A 16067-nucleotide genomic window follows, 5' to 3' on the forward strand; every position below is an offset into this window, starting at 1 on the left:
GAGCTCCTTTATTTTGCAATTGTGAATTTAATTTTATAAAAAATTAGACCTAAATATTCATGAAAAGCCATATTTGTGAAAGTAAGATAAAGGTCATTTGGTAAAAATTCTAAAATTGTAAAATTTGGTTTGCAGAGTTTATAATTATAATTGGTGGGATAAGGGATAGGATTGAGCCCTTGTTTTTTAAATAGATAAATAGCCCTGGGAAGATGATAAGCAGATGTCAAAAGTAAAAAAGGCTCTTTGAAATTACCTGTGGAATTAGAAAGATAATTTTTTAAGACCTTTGTACTGGTTATAGTATCTAAAGGAGTATCAAGTGCTTTAACTTTATAACCAAGTTTTTCTGCCAATTTTTTTAAATAAGAAGCACCTTTAAAATTTTCATCTTCATAGGAACCGCCTAAAACTATAATCTCTTTTTTAGGATATTGACGTTTTAGATCAAGAGCTTTTAAAAATCTAATTAAGGTTTCTCTGCTGAACCTTTCCTCTAAGCTCAAATTTTTTTCTCCGTAAATTCTACCTGTAAGAACAATAATTTTTTTGCATTTTTGAATTTCAGAAGGAGAGGGAATGGTATATTTCTTTTCAAGATGTTTAAGCATTAAATAAGGCAAAAAAGGAGTTGTAGATAAATAATATAAAAAGATAGCTAAAAACAAAAGCAGTCGTCTTCTGCCTCTTCTTTTATCAAGGACTACATATATAGAAACTAAAAAAAGGAAAATAAAAATTAAACTTGAAGGATAACAAAGAAATAAAATCAATTTTTTTAAGGAAAATAGAATATTTGGCATAAAGAAATATTAAGTGGCGGGGCTGACGGGACTTGAACCCGCGGCCTCCTGCGTGACAGGCAGGCGCTCTAACCGTGCTGAGCTACAGCCCCAAAAGTTTCATTTCTAAATATAACCTATTTTTTCTAATTTTCAATATCAGAAAATTTACACTAAAATTTTAAACCGTCAAGAGAATAAGGCATGAAATTTTTACAATTTTATACTAAAAAGGCAGTTTATAACATTTTTAATATTGACTTTTGGATATAAATATCTAAAATAAATTTTAGAAAAAGTTTGAATAAATTTTTATGTGTAAAAAAATTTTTTTATTTTTTTGTTTTTTCTATTTGTCTTTTTTTGTTAAAGGTATTTGTTCTCAACATAAGTCTAAAGATTCAAAAATACTTAAATTTGGAATGTCCACAGTGCTAACAGGTCCTAATGCCTCTATTGGAAAAGAGTTTTCTTTTGGAGTTAAAGCTCTTTTTGCAAAAATAAATAAAAAAGGAGGTATTCAAGGGAAAAAACTTAAGTTGATAGTACTTGATGATGGATATGATCCCAAGAGAACAATAAAAAATATGTATAAATTAATAAGAAAAGAAAAAGTCTTGGGAATTATAGGGAATGTAGGAACCCCTACAGGAGTAGTTGCAATGCCTATTGCTATACAAAATAAAATACTCTTTTTTGCTCCTTTTACAGGAGCTCAAGCTCTAAGACCAAATCCTCCTAATCGTTATGTTTTCCACTATCGGGCGAGTTATTATGAAGAAATAAAATGTTTACTTGATGGAATTTTTAAATATACCAATATAAAACCAGATGAAGTAGCTTTTTTTACACAAAAAGATGCCTATGGAGATGAAATCTTTAAAGCAGGAATAAAGGTCCTTAAAAAATATGGGTTTAAAAAAGAAGTAATACATGTTAGATATCTTAGAAATACCCTTTATGTAAAAGAAGCTGCAGCTATGTTATTAAGAATTAATCCGCCTCCCAAGGTAATTGTACTTGGGGGTACTTATAGCGCTTGTTCAAAGTTTATAAAAATTTTAAGAAAATATGGATTTAAAGGGATATTCGTTTCGGTTTCTTTTATAGGAAGTGAAGCTTTAGCTTCTATTGCAAAAAAGGATCCTTTAGCTGGAGAAGGAGTGATAATTTCTCAGGTAGTGCCTTTTTTCAATGAAAACTTGCCTCTTATTAAGCAATATTTAAAAGATATTTCATCTTTCAGGCCAGGAAAAAAACCAACTTTAATTTCTTTAGAAGGATATATAGCTGCTGATATTTTGGTGAAAGCCCTAAGAAAAATAAAAGGGGAAATCACTCGGGAAAGTATAATAGATGCCTTAGAAGGATTAGGAAGATTTGATATAGGAATTGGTGTTCCTCTTAAACTTTCTCCTAAGGATCATCAGGCTTCACATTATGTATGGATAACTATAATAAAAAATGGAAAACTAATGCCTTTTGATTTTAAGGAATTTTCTTATGAAATGGTTAACTAAAAATATAAATTTAATTTCCCAAAACTTTTTAAAAGAAAAAATAATTCTGTTAATATTAATTTTAAGTCTAATAGGTCTTTTTAGTGGTATATGTATAATAAGTATTACAGGAATAAATATTTTTAATTTAAAAAGAAAAATAAGAAATCTTAAAATTCAAAGAAATATTTTAGAAAGTAATAACTTTCTTTTTAAAAAGGTTATTGAAGAAATAAAAAGAGATATTTATGGAATTTTTAATCTGGAAAGTAGTGAATTAGAAACTTTAAATAAAGAACCAACCTGGGAAAAAGATGCTGAGATATTGGAAAAAGCTTTTTTAAAAAATAAAATTTTAGAAAAAATCGGGGAAATTTTTCAGAAAAAGAAAAACAAAACAATGGATCTAAGAAATAGAGTTTTAAATTGGAGAAAAAAATTTTTAAAAACTCTTCAAGAAGAAGATAGACTTTTGGAAAAAGGAAAAGTAAGCTTTTTAGATTTAGCTTATTTAATTTCTGATATAGAAGGAGATCTTGAATTAAAGAAGATTGCCTATCTTAAAAAGAGTAAAGAAAGTTTTATTAGATTTTATCAAAATAGAGATGTGGTTAGGTTAGAAATTTCTCTTAAAATATTAGAACGCCAATTAAGTATTCTTTATCCTGTAATTTATAAAATTTCCTATATAAAAGATGAAGCTTATTTAGATAATATAGAAAAAAATGAAATAGATCCCTGTTTACTTCAAGCAAGGTCTGCTGTCAAGCTTGTTGCTAAATTATGTAAGAATATCAATTTAGAAGGTGGAGATAAATTAGAACAAAAGTTTTTAAATTTTGAAAAATTAATTTTACAAATTTTAGAAATAGCTAAAAATAGAATTCTATTGAAAAATGAAGGAAAATTTTTAAAGCAAGAAACTGACAATTTAATAAAAGATCTCATAAAAACAGAGCAAGAGATAAACAAAATAATTCACAAAGAACTTCTCAATATTTCAAATGAATCAAAATTACTTTTTGAAAAAAACTTTAAGATTATAGTAGCAGTTGCTTTAATTACAGGAATGATATTTATAATTATTACTTTTAAGATTGCAAAGGCTGTTCAAAAAGAAATTCATAGACGTATTGAAGCTGAGACAAAAGTAGAAACTATAAAAAATATTATAGAAAACTTACCAGTAGGGGTTGTATTGGTTAATAAACAGCGAAAAATAATAGATATTAATACAGCAGCAGAGAAGTTATTGGGATATAGTAAAAAAGAAGCAATAGGTAACACTTGTGATTTGCTCTGTTCAAAAAAAGAAGAAAAATGTCCTATATTAGATTTAGGTAAAAAAGTATACAGAGGAGAAATGAAAATAATCAAGAAAGACGGAAAAGAGATTCCAGTATTAAAAAGTGTAATACCACTTAATTTATGGGGAGAAATTATTTTATTAGAAGCATTTACAGATATTTCTGAACAAGTTCGTGCAAGAGAAGAAGCAGAAAAATATGTTAAGGCTAAAAGCAATTTTCTTGCTAATATGAGTCATGAAATAAGAACACCTCTTAATGGAATAATAGGAATGCTTGAAATCTTGCTTGGAACTGATTTGGATCCTCAACAAAAGGAATATGTAGAGGTAGCAATGCGAGCAGGCAATCATTTGATAGAAATTATTAATAATATTTTAGATCTTTCTAAACTTGAAACAGGAAAAGTAGAGCTTGAAAAGATACCTTTTAATGTTCGTCAGATGGTAGAAGATGTGATGGAAATGTTTGTAGAAAAAGCAGATAAAAAAAGAATAGAACTTGGTTGTCTAATAGAAGCAGGGGTTCCTGAAATAGTGATAGGAGATCCTGGTAAAATTCGTCAGGTTTTAATTAATTTGGTAGGAAATGCAGTTAAATTTACAGAAAAGGGAGGAGTATATACTTATGTAAGATTAAAAGAAGAACTCAATGGAGATGTTAAACTTCTTTTTGAGGTTGAGGATACAGGCATAGGGATTAGTGAAGAAGCAAAAGATAAGATTTTTCAACCTTTTGAACAGATAGATGCTTCTACCACAAGACGTTTCGGTGGAACAGGTCTTGGACTTGCAATATGTAAACAATTAGTGGAAATTATGGGAGGAGAAATCGATTTTGAAAGTAAAGTAGGGAAGGGAACCAAATTTTTCTTCACTATTCCTTTACGCAAGGGTAAACCTGAAAAAATTACTCCTCGTTATAATTTAGAAGGTTTAAAAGTTCTCATAGTTGATGATAATGAAGTAAATCTTAAAATTTTAGAGTATTATGTAAAAAGTTGGGGTATGATAGCTGAGACAGCTTCAGATGCCAAGGAAGCTTTAGAAAAAGCGGTTCTTGCATCTGCTTCAGGAAAGCCTTTTGATGTAGCTATTATAGATTATATGATGCCTGTAGAAGATGGTTTTTCTTTAGCTAAAAAACTTAAAGCACAAGAAGCAACAGCTTCTATAAGACTTATTTTACTTACTTCTTTAACCAGAGTAGGTATTACAAATCATATTAAAGAAATAGGATTTGAGGCATTTATTACTAAACCTGTAAGACAATCTCAACTTTATGATTGTTTAGCTGTAGTAATGGGTTTGAAAAAAGAAAAGAAGGTAAAAGAAGAAGAAATACTTATTACTCAACAAGTAATCAAAGAGGTAAAAAGAGAAAAAAAGAGAGAAAAAAAGAAAAAAATTTTATTGGTAGAGGATAATCCAGTAAATCAAAAAGTAGCAGCTGTTATACTTGAAAAATTGGGATATAGTGTAGATATAGCAAGTAATGGAAAAGAAGCAATAGAAGCGGTAAAGAATAATACCTATGATCTAATCCTTATGGATTGTCAACTGCCGGAAATGGATGGTTATGAAGCTACTAAAGAAATTAGAAAACTTGAAGGAAATAAAAGACATACACCTATTATTGCTATGACAGCACACGCTTTAGAAGGAGATAAAGAGAAATGTTTGATGGCTGGAATGGATGATTATATTTCCAAACCTGTTCGTAAAGAGAAATTAGAAGAGGTACTTAAAAAATGGCTTAAAGAAGAAAAAAAACAGAAATAGAAAAATAGGAGAGAAGTATGAAGGGAATTATAAAAAAAGTTGAACAAGTTCTTTCTAAGGAATTAGACTTGGAAGAGGATGAATTAAAAGAATTTATTCAGCTTGCAAAGGATAGTTTAAAAAGCAATTTTTCTGAATTAGATATGGCTTTAAATAAAGATGATAAAGAAATGATTGCAAAAAAGGCTCATACTATAAAAGGAGTTTTATTGAATTTAGGTTTGGAAGAAGAAGCAAATTTAGCAAAAAAGATAGAACTTGAAGCTAAAAGCAATGTAAATAAAGAGAAAATTGAAAAAATGATAGAAAAATTAAAAGAAGCATTAAAAGAGTTGATAAATTAAAAAAACAGAAGCTATAAATACGGGCTTTATTATAGTGTGAATTATTTAAAGATTGAAGAGCTAATAAAAAAAATCTCAAAAGAGATAATAATTTTGGTAGCAGAAGATGATAATTTTATTAGGAGAATAATAGCAAAAATTTTAAAAAAATGGAACTTAAAAGTAATTGAAGCTAAGGATGGAAAAGAAGCATGGGAGAAATTTAAAGAGAATTATAAAAATATAGGGATAGTGCTTTTAGACTGGATTATGCCTGAAATGGATGGCTTAAAGGTATGTCAGTTAATAAGAAAATTTAATATGGAACATTATGTATATGTTATTTTTTTATCTTCTATTGAAGAAAAAGAAAAAATTGCAGAATGTTTAGAAGTAGGAGCAGATGATTATATAATTAAACCTATTCATGAAAAAGAATTTTTAGCAAGAATAAAATCAGCTTTAAGGATTATTGCTTTAGAAAGGGAGTTAACAGAAGCAAATCAAAAACTTGAAAAACTTGCTACTTTTGACGAATTAACAGGAGCTTTAAACAGACGGGCTTTATATGAGGAATTGAAGAAAAATGCCTATAGAGCTTTGAGAGAAGGAAAAAATCTTTATATTTTAATGGTTGATATAGATCATTTTAAAAAAGTAAATGATACTTATGGGCATCAAATAGGAGATGAGGTTTTAAAAGAAGTGGTAAAAAGATTTAAACTTCTACTTCGTCCTTATGATATAATAGGACGTTACGGAGGAGAAGAATTTTTAATAGCTTTTATAAATGAAAAAGAAACTAATGCTGTGGAAGTAGCAGAAAGATTAAGAAAAGTTATAGCTAAAACTCCATTTCAAATTTCTAAGGATATATGCTTATTTATTACTATTAGCTTGGGAGTATCAGTTTTTAAGCCAACTGAAGTAAATTCTAATGAAAAAGAAATAATGAGCCAGTTAGAAGAAGCTATAAAATTGGCGGACAAGGCTCTTTATGAAGCTAAAAATCAAGGGAGAAATAAAGTAATAGCCTATTTTTAAAATGACAAATGGGCGGAAGAGGATTTGAACCTCTGACCCCCGGCTTGTAAGGCCGATGCTCTCCCCCTGAGCTATCCGCCCATTCAAAATCAGTTATTTAAAATAATATATTTTTTTCTTTTGTCAAGCTTTTTATAAAATTATCTTTTCCTTTAATGTTTTGGATTATAAGGAAAAGAAGAATGATGAAGAATAATTACTAATCTTCCATCCTTAGCACGCTTATAACCAAATGAATACTCAGCTTTTACTTCTTTACCAGTATTTGCATCTGTAAAATAATAATTACCCATAGTTACTGCTAAATCTTTTCCTATAACAAACCCAGCAGGTTCAAAACGAACTTTTGACCAAGGCTGCAAAGCAAAGCCATGATCTTCAGGAACTACACCACCTACAAAATAAGATATAGCTTCTTCTTTAGTTAAACGAAATTGTTTTACAGAGGCTTTGGTTGGTTTGAAAAGCACTACACCTTCATCATACCCATAAAGTTCACTTACACATTTTTCAGCTATTGCTTTGTAATCTTTTCCTTCGGTATAAGCTTTTCCTATTTTAATAATACAATCTCCCCATTTTTTTGAGCAAGCTCAATTTCTTTAATAGTAATCTTTTTAGAAGCACAGGCATTTAAAGCAAAAGTAAATAAAGAAATTAAAAAACATAAAAAACCAACACCAGACTTAAATCTCATACTTCCCCTCCTTTTTTATTATTTTTTAAAAATAAAAATTTATAATTAAAAAATAAATTAAAAAAATAATTTATGAAAAAAATATACGATTTCTGTAAAAGTCTATTTTAAAAAATAATTTAAAATAAAAAAACAAATCTTGAAAAAATTTAAAAAAATTTTAAATTGAAATCAAAAAAGGTGATGAAAATGGAAATTGTAATTTTAGGACATCCAGCACTTAGAGAAAAAGCAGAACCTGTTAAAGATATTAATGGTGAGCTAAAAGAATTTATAGATAAAATGGCTGAAACTATGTATAAAGCCAAAGGTTTAGGGCTTGCTGCTAATCAAGTAGGCGTTTTAAGAAGAGTTTTTATCATTGATATTTCTCAAAAAGAAGGTAAACCCAAATTAGAAGTATATATTAATCCTGAAATTCTATCTGCTGAAGGGCATACAACTCATGAAGAAGGTTGTTTAAGTATACCTGGATATTATAGTAAAGTGGATAGGTATGCTAAGCTTTATATAAAAGCTTATGATATTAATGGAAATCCTTTTGAAAGAGAATTAACAGGTCTTCATGCTATAGCTTTTCAACATGAATATGATCATTTAAATGGAATTTTGTTCATAGATAGATTATCACCTTTAAAAAAACAATTGTTTAAAAAGTGGTGGAAAAAACATCAGAGAGAACTACAGAAGAAATAAAATTAAGAGGAGATCAATCTAAAACTTTCTATAACCTCCGCTTTACCTTTGGAATTCAACTCCAAGAAGACCCCTTCTAATTTTAATTTGCCAGATTTTTCTACTTCTAATTTTCTTGGAACCATGGATATATACATTTCCAAAGCCTGATCCACTTTCATTCCTATAACGCTTTCTAAAGCTCCGCACATTCCTACATCAGTAATATAACCTGTTCCATTAGCAAGAATTCTAGCATCTGAGGTTTGCACATGCGTATGAGTTCCTATTACTGCTGAAACCAAGCCATCTAAAAAATATCCTAATCCTATTTTTTCAGAAGTAGCCTCTGCATGAAAATCTACTATAATAAAGGGAGTTTCTTTTTTGAGTTCCTCTGCCAAAGATTTACCCACTAAAAAAGGATTTTCCAGAGGACGCATAAAAATACGTCCTTCTAAATTTATAATACCTATTTTGATATTATTCTTAGTGTAAATAGTCCAGCCTTTTCCTGGAGCTCCTGGACCATAATTGGCAGGTCTTATAACCCTTTCAGTTTTTTGTAAATAAGGATAAAATTCTCTTTTCCAGATATGATTTCCAGAGGTAATAACATCAACTCCATAAGAAAAAAGCTCTTCTGCAATTTTTTCTGTAAGTCCATAACCACCTGCTGCATTTTCTCCATTTGCTATAATAAAATCACTTTTATATTTTTTATTAAGTTCTGGAAGCAGCATTTTTACTGCTTTTCTTCCAGATTTTCCCACAATATCACCTAAAAAAATTATTTTTATTTTTTCAACCACTGCTTTACTCCTTATTTAGCATATTCAATAACTCTTGTTTCTCTAATAACTGTTACTCTTATTATTCCAGGATAGGTAAGCTCTTTTTCAATTTTTTGAGCAATTTCTCTTGCTAAAACATAAGCCTGTTCATCACTAATTTTTTTATCATCTACAATAACTCTTACTTCTCTTCCTGCTTGAATAGCAAAAGCTTTTTCTACCCCCTCAAAAGAATAAGCTATTGCTTCAAGTTCTTTAATCCTTTTAATATAAGCTTCAAGTAATTCTCTTCTGGCTCCCGGTCTTGCTCCAGAAATAGCATCTGCAATTTGCAAGATAATACCCAACATACTAGTAACAGGAATATCCTCATGGTGAGAAGCAATGGCATTTACAATTTCTTCATCTTCTCCGTATTTTCTTGCTATTTCAGCACCAATAAGTGCATGAGGTCCTTCCAATTCATAAGAGGCTGCTTTTCCTATATCATGAAGAAGAGCTGCTCTTTTAGCTTTTTTAACATCTATGCCAAGTTCTCCAGCTAAAGCGCCACATATAATAGCTGTTTCTATAGAATGCTGTAAAACATTTTGACTATAACTGGTTCTATACTTTAATTTACCAAGCATTTTAACAAGCTCTGGGTGAAGTCCATAAATTCCCAATTCAAAACAAGCTTTTTCCCCTACTTCAATTAAATGATGTTCCATTTCCTCCTCAACCTGTTTAACCACTTCTTCTATTCTGGTGGGATGAATTCTTCCATCAGCAATTAATCTTTCTAAAGCAATACGAGCTATTTCTCTTCTCAAAGGATCTACGCAGGATAAGACTACTACTTCTGGAGTATCATCAATTAAAAGATCTACACCTGTTAAAGTTTCAAAAGTTCTTATATTTCTGCCTTCTCTTCCTATAATTCTTCCTTTCATTTCTTCATTAGGAAGTTGAACTACTGAAACTGTTTTTTCTGTAATAAAAGGAATAGCTGCTTTAGCAATAGAATGCCCTAAAATTTCCTGTGCCTTTCTTTTAGCCTCTTCTTTAATTTCATTTTCTATTTTCATAATAGCTTTAGCTTTTTCTTCTATTAATTCTTCATCTAATTTTTTAAGAAGAAGTTCTTTAGCTTCTTTTTCAGAAAGGCCTGCTATCTTTTCCAGTTCTTCTTTAGCTTGTTTTAAAGTTTCTTCAATTTGTTTTTTTTCGGCTTCCATTAAAGCTTTTGTTTCTTCGATTTCCTGAAGTTTTCTTTCTAAATTTTCCTCTTTTTTAGAAAGAGCTTCTTCTTTTTTAGAAATATCAGCTTCTTTTTTAGAAAGATATTCTTCTTTATTGGAAAGTCTTTCTTCTTTTAAAGTTATTTCTTGAAGTTTTTTATTAAATTCTTGTTCTAACTTTTGTTTATGAGCAAGAATTTCTTCTTTAATTTGAATTTCAGCCTGTTGGATTTTAAACTTAGCTTCGTTTTCAGCTTTTTCTACAATCTCCTTAGCTTTTCTTTCTGCTTCTTTAATAATTTCTTCAGCGGTTTTTTTTATTTCTAATTCTTTCTTTTTTTGAAGAAAAAGATATCCTCCAAACACTATTAAAGCAACGATAAACCCTATAATCAACCCCAAAAGAAAATTCATGGAAAATCCCTCCTTTATATAAATTTTTGGAGGGAGAAGGAAAGAAGATATAAAGGGACTTTTTAAATTAAAGAAATATACAAACCCCAGGGTGCCGTGGGAGTTGCCTGCTCAAAGCTCTACATAAAAAACTTTCGGGGTGGGGTCTGGCTAACCCTCTACGCTCGTTGCCGAGCAAAAAGGCCCCAGATCCACCTTGCCCCAACTTTCCAATGGTGTTAGCTTGGCAGGCCATTACTCTTTCCACGAACACCCCAGGGTAATATTTTCTTTTTCTAAAAACTCTCCCAGCTTTGAAAGCTGACTTTTTAAATAGTTTTCTAAAACTTCCTTTTCTTTTTTTAATTTTATATAATCATGTGCTACTTGTAAAAGAAGCCAAATCGCTAATTTAAAGGTAGGCACCTTTTTAATTTTTTCTACTTCTTTTTTCTTTTCTTCTAAATAATTTAAAACCTCTTTTACTTCCTCTTCCGGTATATAAGCCCGGAAGATAAAAGTTTGACCTAAAAATTCAAAACTAACTTCCTTAGCAATTTGCATTTAAAAAAACCCTTACTTTATATTTGGGAGAGTTTCTCTATTAAACTACCTATTTTTTCTTTTAAAAGTCTTCTTTCCTCCTCCCTCCTGTTTATTTCTTCTTTTAATCTATCATTTTCTTCCTCTTTTTCTTTTAATTTATTAATCAATTCCTCTTTTTCATTTCTTAATTGAATCACCAAAGAAATAAGAGCATCTATCTTTTGCTCTAAGCTTGTAATCTCCTCAAAAGCCATTTTTATTTATCCTCCCTTTAAAATAATAAAAAATCTATTTATATAAAGTAAACTCTATTTTTGGGTTTTTGTCAAGATTGTAATTTTCAAATCTTTGAAAGTCCAAAATTTAGACAATTTCAAGCATTCTTTTTACTGCATTATAAGCTTTTTTAATAATTTCTTCCTCTAAAACCACTTCATATTCTAAATTTTCTAAGGCTCTAACTACATCTACTAAGGATATCTTTTTCATGGATTTACACAGCATTTTTTCTGGAGCAGGATGATAAAATTTTTTATCAGGGTTTTCTTTACTTAAAGGATAAAGAAGTCCTACTTCTGTTCCTATGATAAACTCTTTATTAGGTAATTTTTTTGCTAATTTAAGCATTCCGCTTGTTGAAGCAGCATATTCTGCAAGATCAATCACATCTGGTCTGCATTCAGGATGAGCTATAAAGATAGCTTCTGGGTGTTCTTGTTTACACTTAATAACCTCCTCAGGAGTTAAAAGATGATGAAAAGGGCAAAAACCTTCAAAATAAATAATTTCTTTATCTGGATAAAAACGCTGGGTATAGCGGGCTAAATTCATATCTGGAATCATAATAACTCTTTTTTCTTTTAAAGTCCCTACAACTTTTACTGAGTTAGCTGAAGTGCAACAAATATCACTCACAGCCTTTATTTCAGCATAAGAGTTTACATAAGTTACCACTGGGGCATCAGGATATTTTTCTTTTAAAGCCAGAACATCTTCTATTTTTATCATATCTGCCATATCACATGGAACTCCCTTTACAGGAAGAAGAACTTTCTTTTCCGGAGACACTATTTTAGCAGTTTCTGCCATAAAAATTACACCACAAAATACTATTACCTCTGCATCGGTTTTACTGGCTTTTAAACTTAATTCTAAAGAGTCACCTCTTAAATCTGCTATATCTTGAATTTCAGGAGGTTGATAATTGTGAGCCAGAATTATGGCCTTCCTTTTCCTTTTTAAATCTAAAATTTTTTCAATTAGCTTTTCTTTTTTCATAAATTACCTCGTCTCTCAAAATTATTGCATTTTTTCAAGAGTTTTTTTAAGTTTTTCATAACATTCAAAAGGAATGTTTAAATTACCAAAACCTTTTCCTAATTTAATATCAGGTTTATTAGCACCATGAAAATCACTCCCACCTGTAACTAAAAATTCAAACTCTTTAGCATATTCAAGTAAAATTTCTGTAAATTCTTTAGTATGTTCTGTATAATAAGCTTCTACCCCCATCAATCCAAATTTTTTTAATTCTTTTAAATAGTTTTTCAAATCAAAATAGCTTAATTTTAAGCTAACAGGATGGGCAAGAACAGGCACACCTTTAGCTTTAAGGACCAGATTTATAGCTTCTTCTGGAGATAAAAGCGCTTTTGGAACATAGGCTGGGGCTCCTTTTTTTAAATATTTATCAAAGGCTTCATTAAAATTTTTTACTACTCCCTTTTTTACTAATAAATTAGCTATATGAGGCCTTCCTATCTCTCCTTTAGCAATTTCTTTTAATTCTTCCATAGTAATAGGAATTCCTAAAGCTTGAAGTTTTTCTATCATTTTTTCATTTCTTTTATTCCTTGCCTCTTGAAGAAGTTTAAGAGTTGATTGTAATTCTGGAATTTCTGGTTTCAAAAAATATCCCAAAAGATGAAAATGGCCTGGGTTTTCATATTTTACACTAATCTCTATACCACATAAAAAAGGCAGATCTATTTTCAAGGCTGTTTCATAAGCCAGTTTTAATCCCTCTGTAGTATCATGATCAGTAAGTGCTAAAGCTTCTAAACCTTCTTTTTTAGCTAAAAGAACCAATTCCTCAGGAGTTAAAGTTCCATCTGAAGCTGTGGAGTGAGTATGTAAATCTATCAAATTTATCCTCCCTGTTTTTTATGCTCATAAGATGCTTTAATAAAAGCTTTAAATAAAGGATGAGGATTAATAGGTTTTGATTTAAATTCTGGATGAAACTGAACCCCTATAAACCAAGGATGATTCTCCAGTTCTACAATCTCTACTAACTGGTCATCTGGAGAAGTTCCTACTACTTTAAGACCGGCTTTTTCTATATCTTTTCTATAGGCATTATTGAACTCATAGCGATGACGATGTCTTTCAAAAATTTCATCCTTTTGATAAGCTTCCCAGACTTTAGAATTCTGTAAAAGTTTACAAGGATAAGCTCCTAAACGCATTGTTCCACCAAGATTACATTGTTCATCTCTTTTTTCTATGCAACCTTTGCGGTAATCATACCATTCTTTCATTAAATAAATCACAGGGTAGGGTGTATTTTTGTCAAATTCTGTAGAATTAGCTTCCTTCCAACCAAGCACATTTCTGGCAAATTCTATTACCGCAAGCTGCATCCCCAAGCATATTCCAAAAAAGGGTATCTTTTTTGTTCTTGCATAATTTATAGCAAGCAATTTCCCTTCCATCCCTCTTATTCCAAATCCCCCTGGTACAAGAATTCCATCAACATCTTTTAATTGCTTTTCTATGTTTTCTGGTGTTAATTCATCAGCATTGATAAATTTTAAATTTACTTTTAAATTATTAGCAAGTCCCCCATGCACCAAAGCTTCATTTAAAGATTTATATGAGTCTTTTAAATTTACATACTTACCCACTATAGCAATAGTAACCTCATCTTTTGGGTTTTTAAAAGTTTTTACTATATTTTCCCAGATGGATAAATCAGGTTCTCTTGCCCACATATTTAGATATTCCATAATTTTAGAATCAAGACCTTCTTGATGAAAAACTAAGGGAATTTCATAAATACATTCTACATCTTTTGCAGTAATAACTGCCTCCTCTTCTACATTGCAGAAAAGAGCAATTTTTTTCTTTATTTCAGGTGGTAAAAATCTATCAGTTCTGCAAAGAAGAATATCAGGCTGGATACCTATAGCTCTCAATTCTTTAACACTATGCTGAGTAGGTTTGGTTTTTAATTCTCCTGCAGTTTTAATATAAGGAACATAGGTAAGATGTATATAAAGAGCATTATCTTTACCAAGCTCATAGCCTAATTGTCTGATGGCTTCAAGAAAAGGAAGACTTTCTATATCTCCTACAGTTCCTCCTATTTCAATAATAGCAACGTCTATCTGAGAGCTGGCAAGATCTAAAATAGCTGCTTTAATTTCATCTGTAACATGGGGAATTATTTGTACAGTACCTCCTAAATAAACCCCTTTTCTTTCTTTGGTAATTACAGAATAATAGATTTTACCAGAAGTATAATTATTTTTAGCACTCATTTGAGCAGAGGTGAAACGTTCATAATGACCCAAATCAAGATCTGTTTCTGTTCCATCTTCAGTTACATAAACCTCTCCATGCTGGAAAGGATTCATAGTTCCTGGATCTACATTTATATAAGGATCTAATTTCTGAAGTGTTACTCTAAGTCCACGCGCTTCTAATAAAGCTCCTATAGAAGCAGCAGCAAGCCCTTTTCCTAAGGAGGATAGCACTCCTCCTGTAATAAAAATAAATTTGGTATGTAATTTTTTTTGATTTTTTGGAACTCGCATTTTTAAAAAACCCCTTTTATCTGATTTCAAGCCATTTTCTTGGAGTGGTATTTATTCTTTTTAAACCCTTAGATGTTATTACAAAAGTATCTTCTATTCCAATAACTCCTAAATTTGGTACATGGAATTTTGGTTCTAAAGCTATAACCATGTTCTCTTTAAGAATCTCTTTTTTATTTAAAGCTAAGGTTGGAGGTTCATCAATTTGTAATCCTACTCCATGCCCTACAAATTTAACATTTTCTCCATGATTCATAAAGTATTCTTGAAAACCTGCTTTTTGAGTAATAAAAAAAGCTTTTTCATAAACTTCACCACTAATTATACCAGGTTTAATTTCTTTTTCCAATGTTTTAATGATCTCTAAGGATATTTTAAAAAACTCCTTTGCCTCTTTAACAGGTTTAAAACTTGCCATTCTGGTTTGATCTATGTAATAACCTTCATAATATCCTGAAAAATCTATTAAAATAGGCTCAGAGACTTTTAATCTTTTAAAACTTGCTCCTCCTGGGAACCCTGGAACTCCAATTCCCCCTTGTCCAGTAATAAAATGGGTTGGCACAATAGCCTCTTTACCGGAGATTAAATATCCAAAGCTTAGCTCAAAACCAAATAAAGAGCGGGTAAAACCTGGATGCCCTCTTTGACGTAATTCCTTTTCCAAAATAGCACTTGCTTCTATTTCTTTCATACCAGGCTTCATTTGAGATAAAACTTTTTTGAAGGCTTTATCAAGATTTTTCCCTGCTTTAATAATACAGTCTATTTCATAGGCACTTTTGATTTTGCGAATATCAAAAATAAAAGAATCTATCTTTTTCAGATGATAATCTGAAAGAATCTCTTTAAACTTTTGAAAGAAATCATGATTAAGATGATGGGTTTCTATTCCAATCTTTTTAAAATTTCCAAGCTTCTTTATATATTGAGGTAATTTTTTTAAACTTGTTAAAGGTTCACAGGGTACAAAACTTTCTTTTTTAGCTCTTTCTAAAGGTCTATTTACTAAAAGTTTAACTTCAGAAAGGGAAATTACCAGAATACCTTTAACAAAAGTTCCAGTAAAGTAAAATATGTGTAAGGGATAGCTGATAATAGCAATCTCTAAATCATTAAGTTTTAACAGATTTCTAAAATTCTGAATACGAAAGTTTACTTCATCTTTATTTAATGCCATTTTTGATT

The 16067-nt window shown here is 30.2% G+C and carries 16 protein-coding genes and 2 tRNA genes; 5 read left to right on the top strand and 13 right to left on the bottom strand.

The annotated features are described in order from the left end of the window. Positions 1-8: 8 nt before the first annotated feature. Complete coding sequence (locus tag CC87_RS02750; RefSeq protein WP_038055918.1) at positions 9-803, bottom strand: YdcF family protein; 795 nt, start codon at positions 801-803, stop codon at positions 9-11. A 14-nt stretch (positions 804-817) separates the two neighbouring features. Continuing rightward, positions 818-895: transfer RNA gene (locus CC87_RS02755), tRNA-Asp, on the bottom strand. Positions 896-1135: 240 nt separating this feature from the next. Here CC87_RS02755 and CC87_RS02760 point away from each other — a divergent pair. Genes CC87_RS02760 through CC87_RS02775 form a run of 4 tightly spaced genes read left to right on the top strand, consistent with a single transcriptional unit; the run spans position 1136 to position 6736 of the window. Next, positions 1136-2302, top strand: a complete 1167-nt coding sequence (locus CC87_RS02760; RefSeq protein WP_169740254.1) for an ABC transporter substrate-binding protein — start codon at positions 1136-1138, stop codon at positions 2300-2302. Beyond that, complete coding sequence (locus CC87_RS08580; RefSeq protein WP_051920473.1) at positions 2286-5369, top strand: PAS domain-containing hybrid sensor histidine kinase/response regulator; 3084 nt, start codon at positions 2286-2288, stop codon at positions 5367-5369. Before CC87_RS02760 ends, CC87_RS08580 begins: the two co-directional genes overlap by 17 nt. Before the next feature lie 17 nt (positions 5370-5386). After that, positions 5387-5713 carry an Hpt domain-containing protein gene (locus CC87_RS02770; protein WP_038055920.1) on the top strand — a complete coding sequence of 109 codons (327 nt, stop codon included), beginning with the start codon at positions 5387-5389 and terminating at the stop codon, positions 5711-5713. A gap of 36 nt (positions 5714-5749) precedes the next feature. Further along, positions 5750-6736 carry a GGDEF domain-containing response regulator gene (locus CC87_RS02775; RefSeq protein ID WP_051920475.1) on the top strand — a complete coding sequence of 329 codons (987 nt, stop codon included), beginning with the start codon at positions 5750-5752 and terminating at the stop codon, positions 6734-6736. A 9-nt stretch (positions 6737-6745) separates the two neighbouring features. On the opposite strand, the gene CC87_RS02780 is transcribed toward CC87_RS02775, so the two are convergent. The 3 genes from CC87_RS02780 to CC87_RS09180 all read right to left on the bottom strand — a co-directional run bounded on the left by CC87_RS02780 (position 6746) and on the right by CC87_RS09180 (position 7433). Beyond that, a tRNA-Val gene (locus CC87_RS02780) sits at positions 6746-6817 on the bottom strand. A gap of 71 nt (positions 6818-6888) precedes the next feature. Continuing rightward, entirely contained in the window at positions 6889-7206 is a 318-nt protein-coding gene (locus CC87_RS09175; RefSeq protein ID WP_211248384.1) for a hypothetical protein, read from the bottom strand. 83 nt (positions 7207-7289) lie between these two features. Next, complete coding sequence (locus CC87_RS09180) at positions 7290-7433, bottom strand: hypothetical protein (protein ID WP_211248385.1); 144 nt, start codon at positions 7431-7433, stop codon at positions 7290-7292. 189 nt (positions 7434-7622) lie between these two features. Between CC87_RS09180 and def the strand changes: the two genes are divergently transcribed. Then, positions 7623-8129, top strand: coding sequence for a peptide deformylase (gene def / locus CC87_RS02790; protein WP_211248386.1), 507 nt, complete (start codon positions 7623-7625; stop codon positions 8127-8129). A gap of 2 nt (positions 8130-8131) precedes the next feature. Here def and CC87_RS02795 read toward each other — a convergent pair whose 3' ends face one another. From CC87_RS02795 to CC87_RS02830, 8 genes are all read right to left on the bottom strand, one after another. Then, positions 8132-8908, bottom strand: coding sequence for a TIGR00282 family metallophosphoesterase (locus CC87_RS02795; protein WP_038056282.1), 777 nt, complete (start codon positions 8906-8908; stop codon positions 8132-8134). A 23-nt stretch (positions 8909-8931) separates the two neighbouring features. Beyond that, the gene (gene rny, locus CC87_RS02800; RefSeq protein ID WP_038055924.1) at positions 8932-10536 is read right to left on the bottom strand and encodes a ribonuclease Y; all 1605 of its coding nucleotides are present in this window, start codon (positions 10534-10536) and stop codon (positions 8932-8934) included. 234 nt (positions 10537-10770) lie between these two features. Next, positions 10771-11079, bottom strand: a complete 309-nt coding sequence (locus CC87_RS02805) for a cell division protein ZapA (protein WP_038055925.1) — start codon at positions 11077-11079, stop codon at positions 10771-10773. A 17-nt stretch (positions 11080-11096) separates the two neighbouring features. Beyond that, positions 11097-11315, bottom strand: coding sequence for a cell division protein ZapB (gene zapB, locus CC87_RS02810; protein ID WP_038055927.1), 219 nt, complete (start codon positions 11313-11315; stop codon positions 11097-11099). A gap of 109 nt (positions 11316-11424) precedes the next feature. Then, on the bottom strand, positions 11425-12339 hold the full coding sequence (gene nadA, locus CC87_RS02815; protein ID WP_038055929.1) for a quinolinate synthase NadA: 915 nt from the start codon (positions 12337-12339) through the stop codon (positions 11425-11427). Positions 12340-12360: 21 nt separating this feature from the next. Next, on the bottom strand, positions 12361-13206 hold the full coding sequence (locus tag CC87_RS02820; protein ID WP_038055931.1) for a PHP domain-containing protein: 846 nt from the start codon (positions 13204-13206) through the stop codon (positions 12361-12363). 2 nt (positions 13207-13208) lie between these two features. Next, positions 13209-14879 carry a CTP synthase gene (locus CC87_RS02825; RefSeq protein ID WP_038056284.1) on the bottom strand — a complete coding sequence of 557 codons (1671 nt, stop codon included), beginning with the start codon at positions 14877-14879 and terminating at the stop codon, positions 13209-13211. 16 nt (positions 14880-14895) lie between these two features. Next, positions 14896-16059: a M24 family metallopeptidase gene (locus tag CC87_RS02830; RefSeq protein ID WP_038055933.1), complete on the bottom strand. Its 1164-nt coding sequence runs from the start codon at positions 16057-16059 to the stop codon at positions 14896-14898. Positions 16060-16067: the final 8 nt, after the last annotated feature.

Origin of the sequence: Thermodesulfobacterium hydrogeniphilum, from assembly GCF_000746255.1 — a bacterium.
GTDB classification, from domain to species: Bacteria; Desulfobacterota; Thermodesulfobacteria; order Thermodesulfobacteriales; family Thermodesulfobacteriaceae; genus Thermodesulfobacterium; species Thermodesulfobacterium hydrogeniphilum.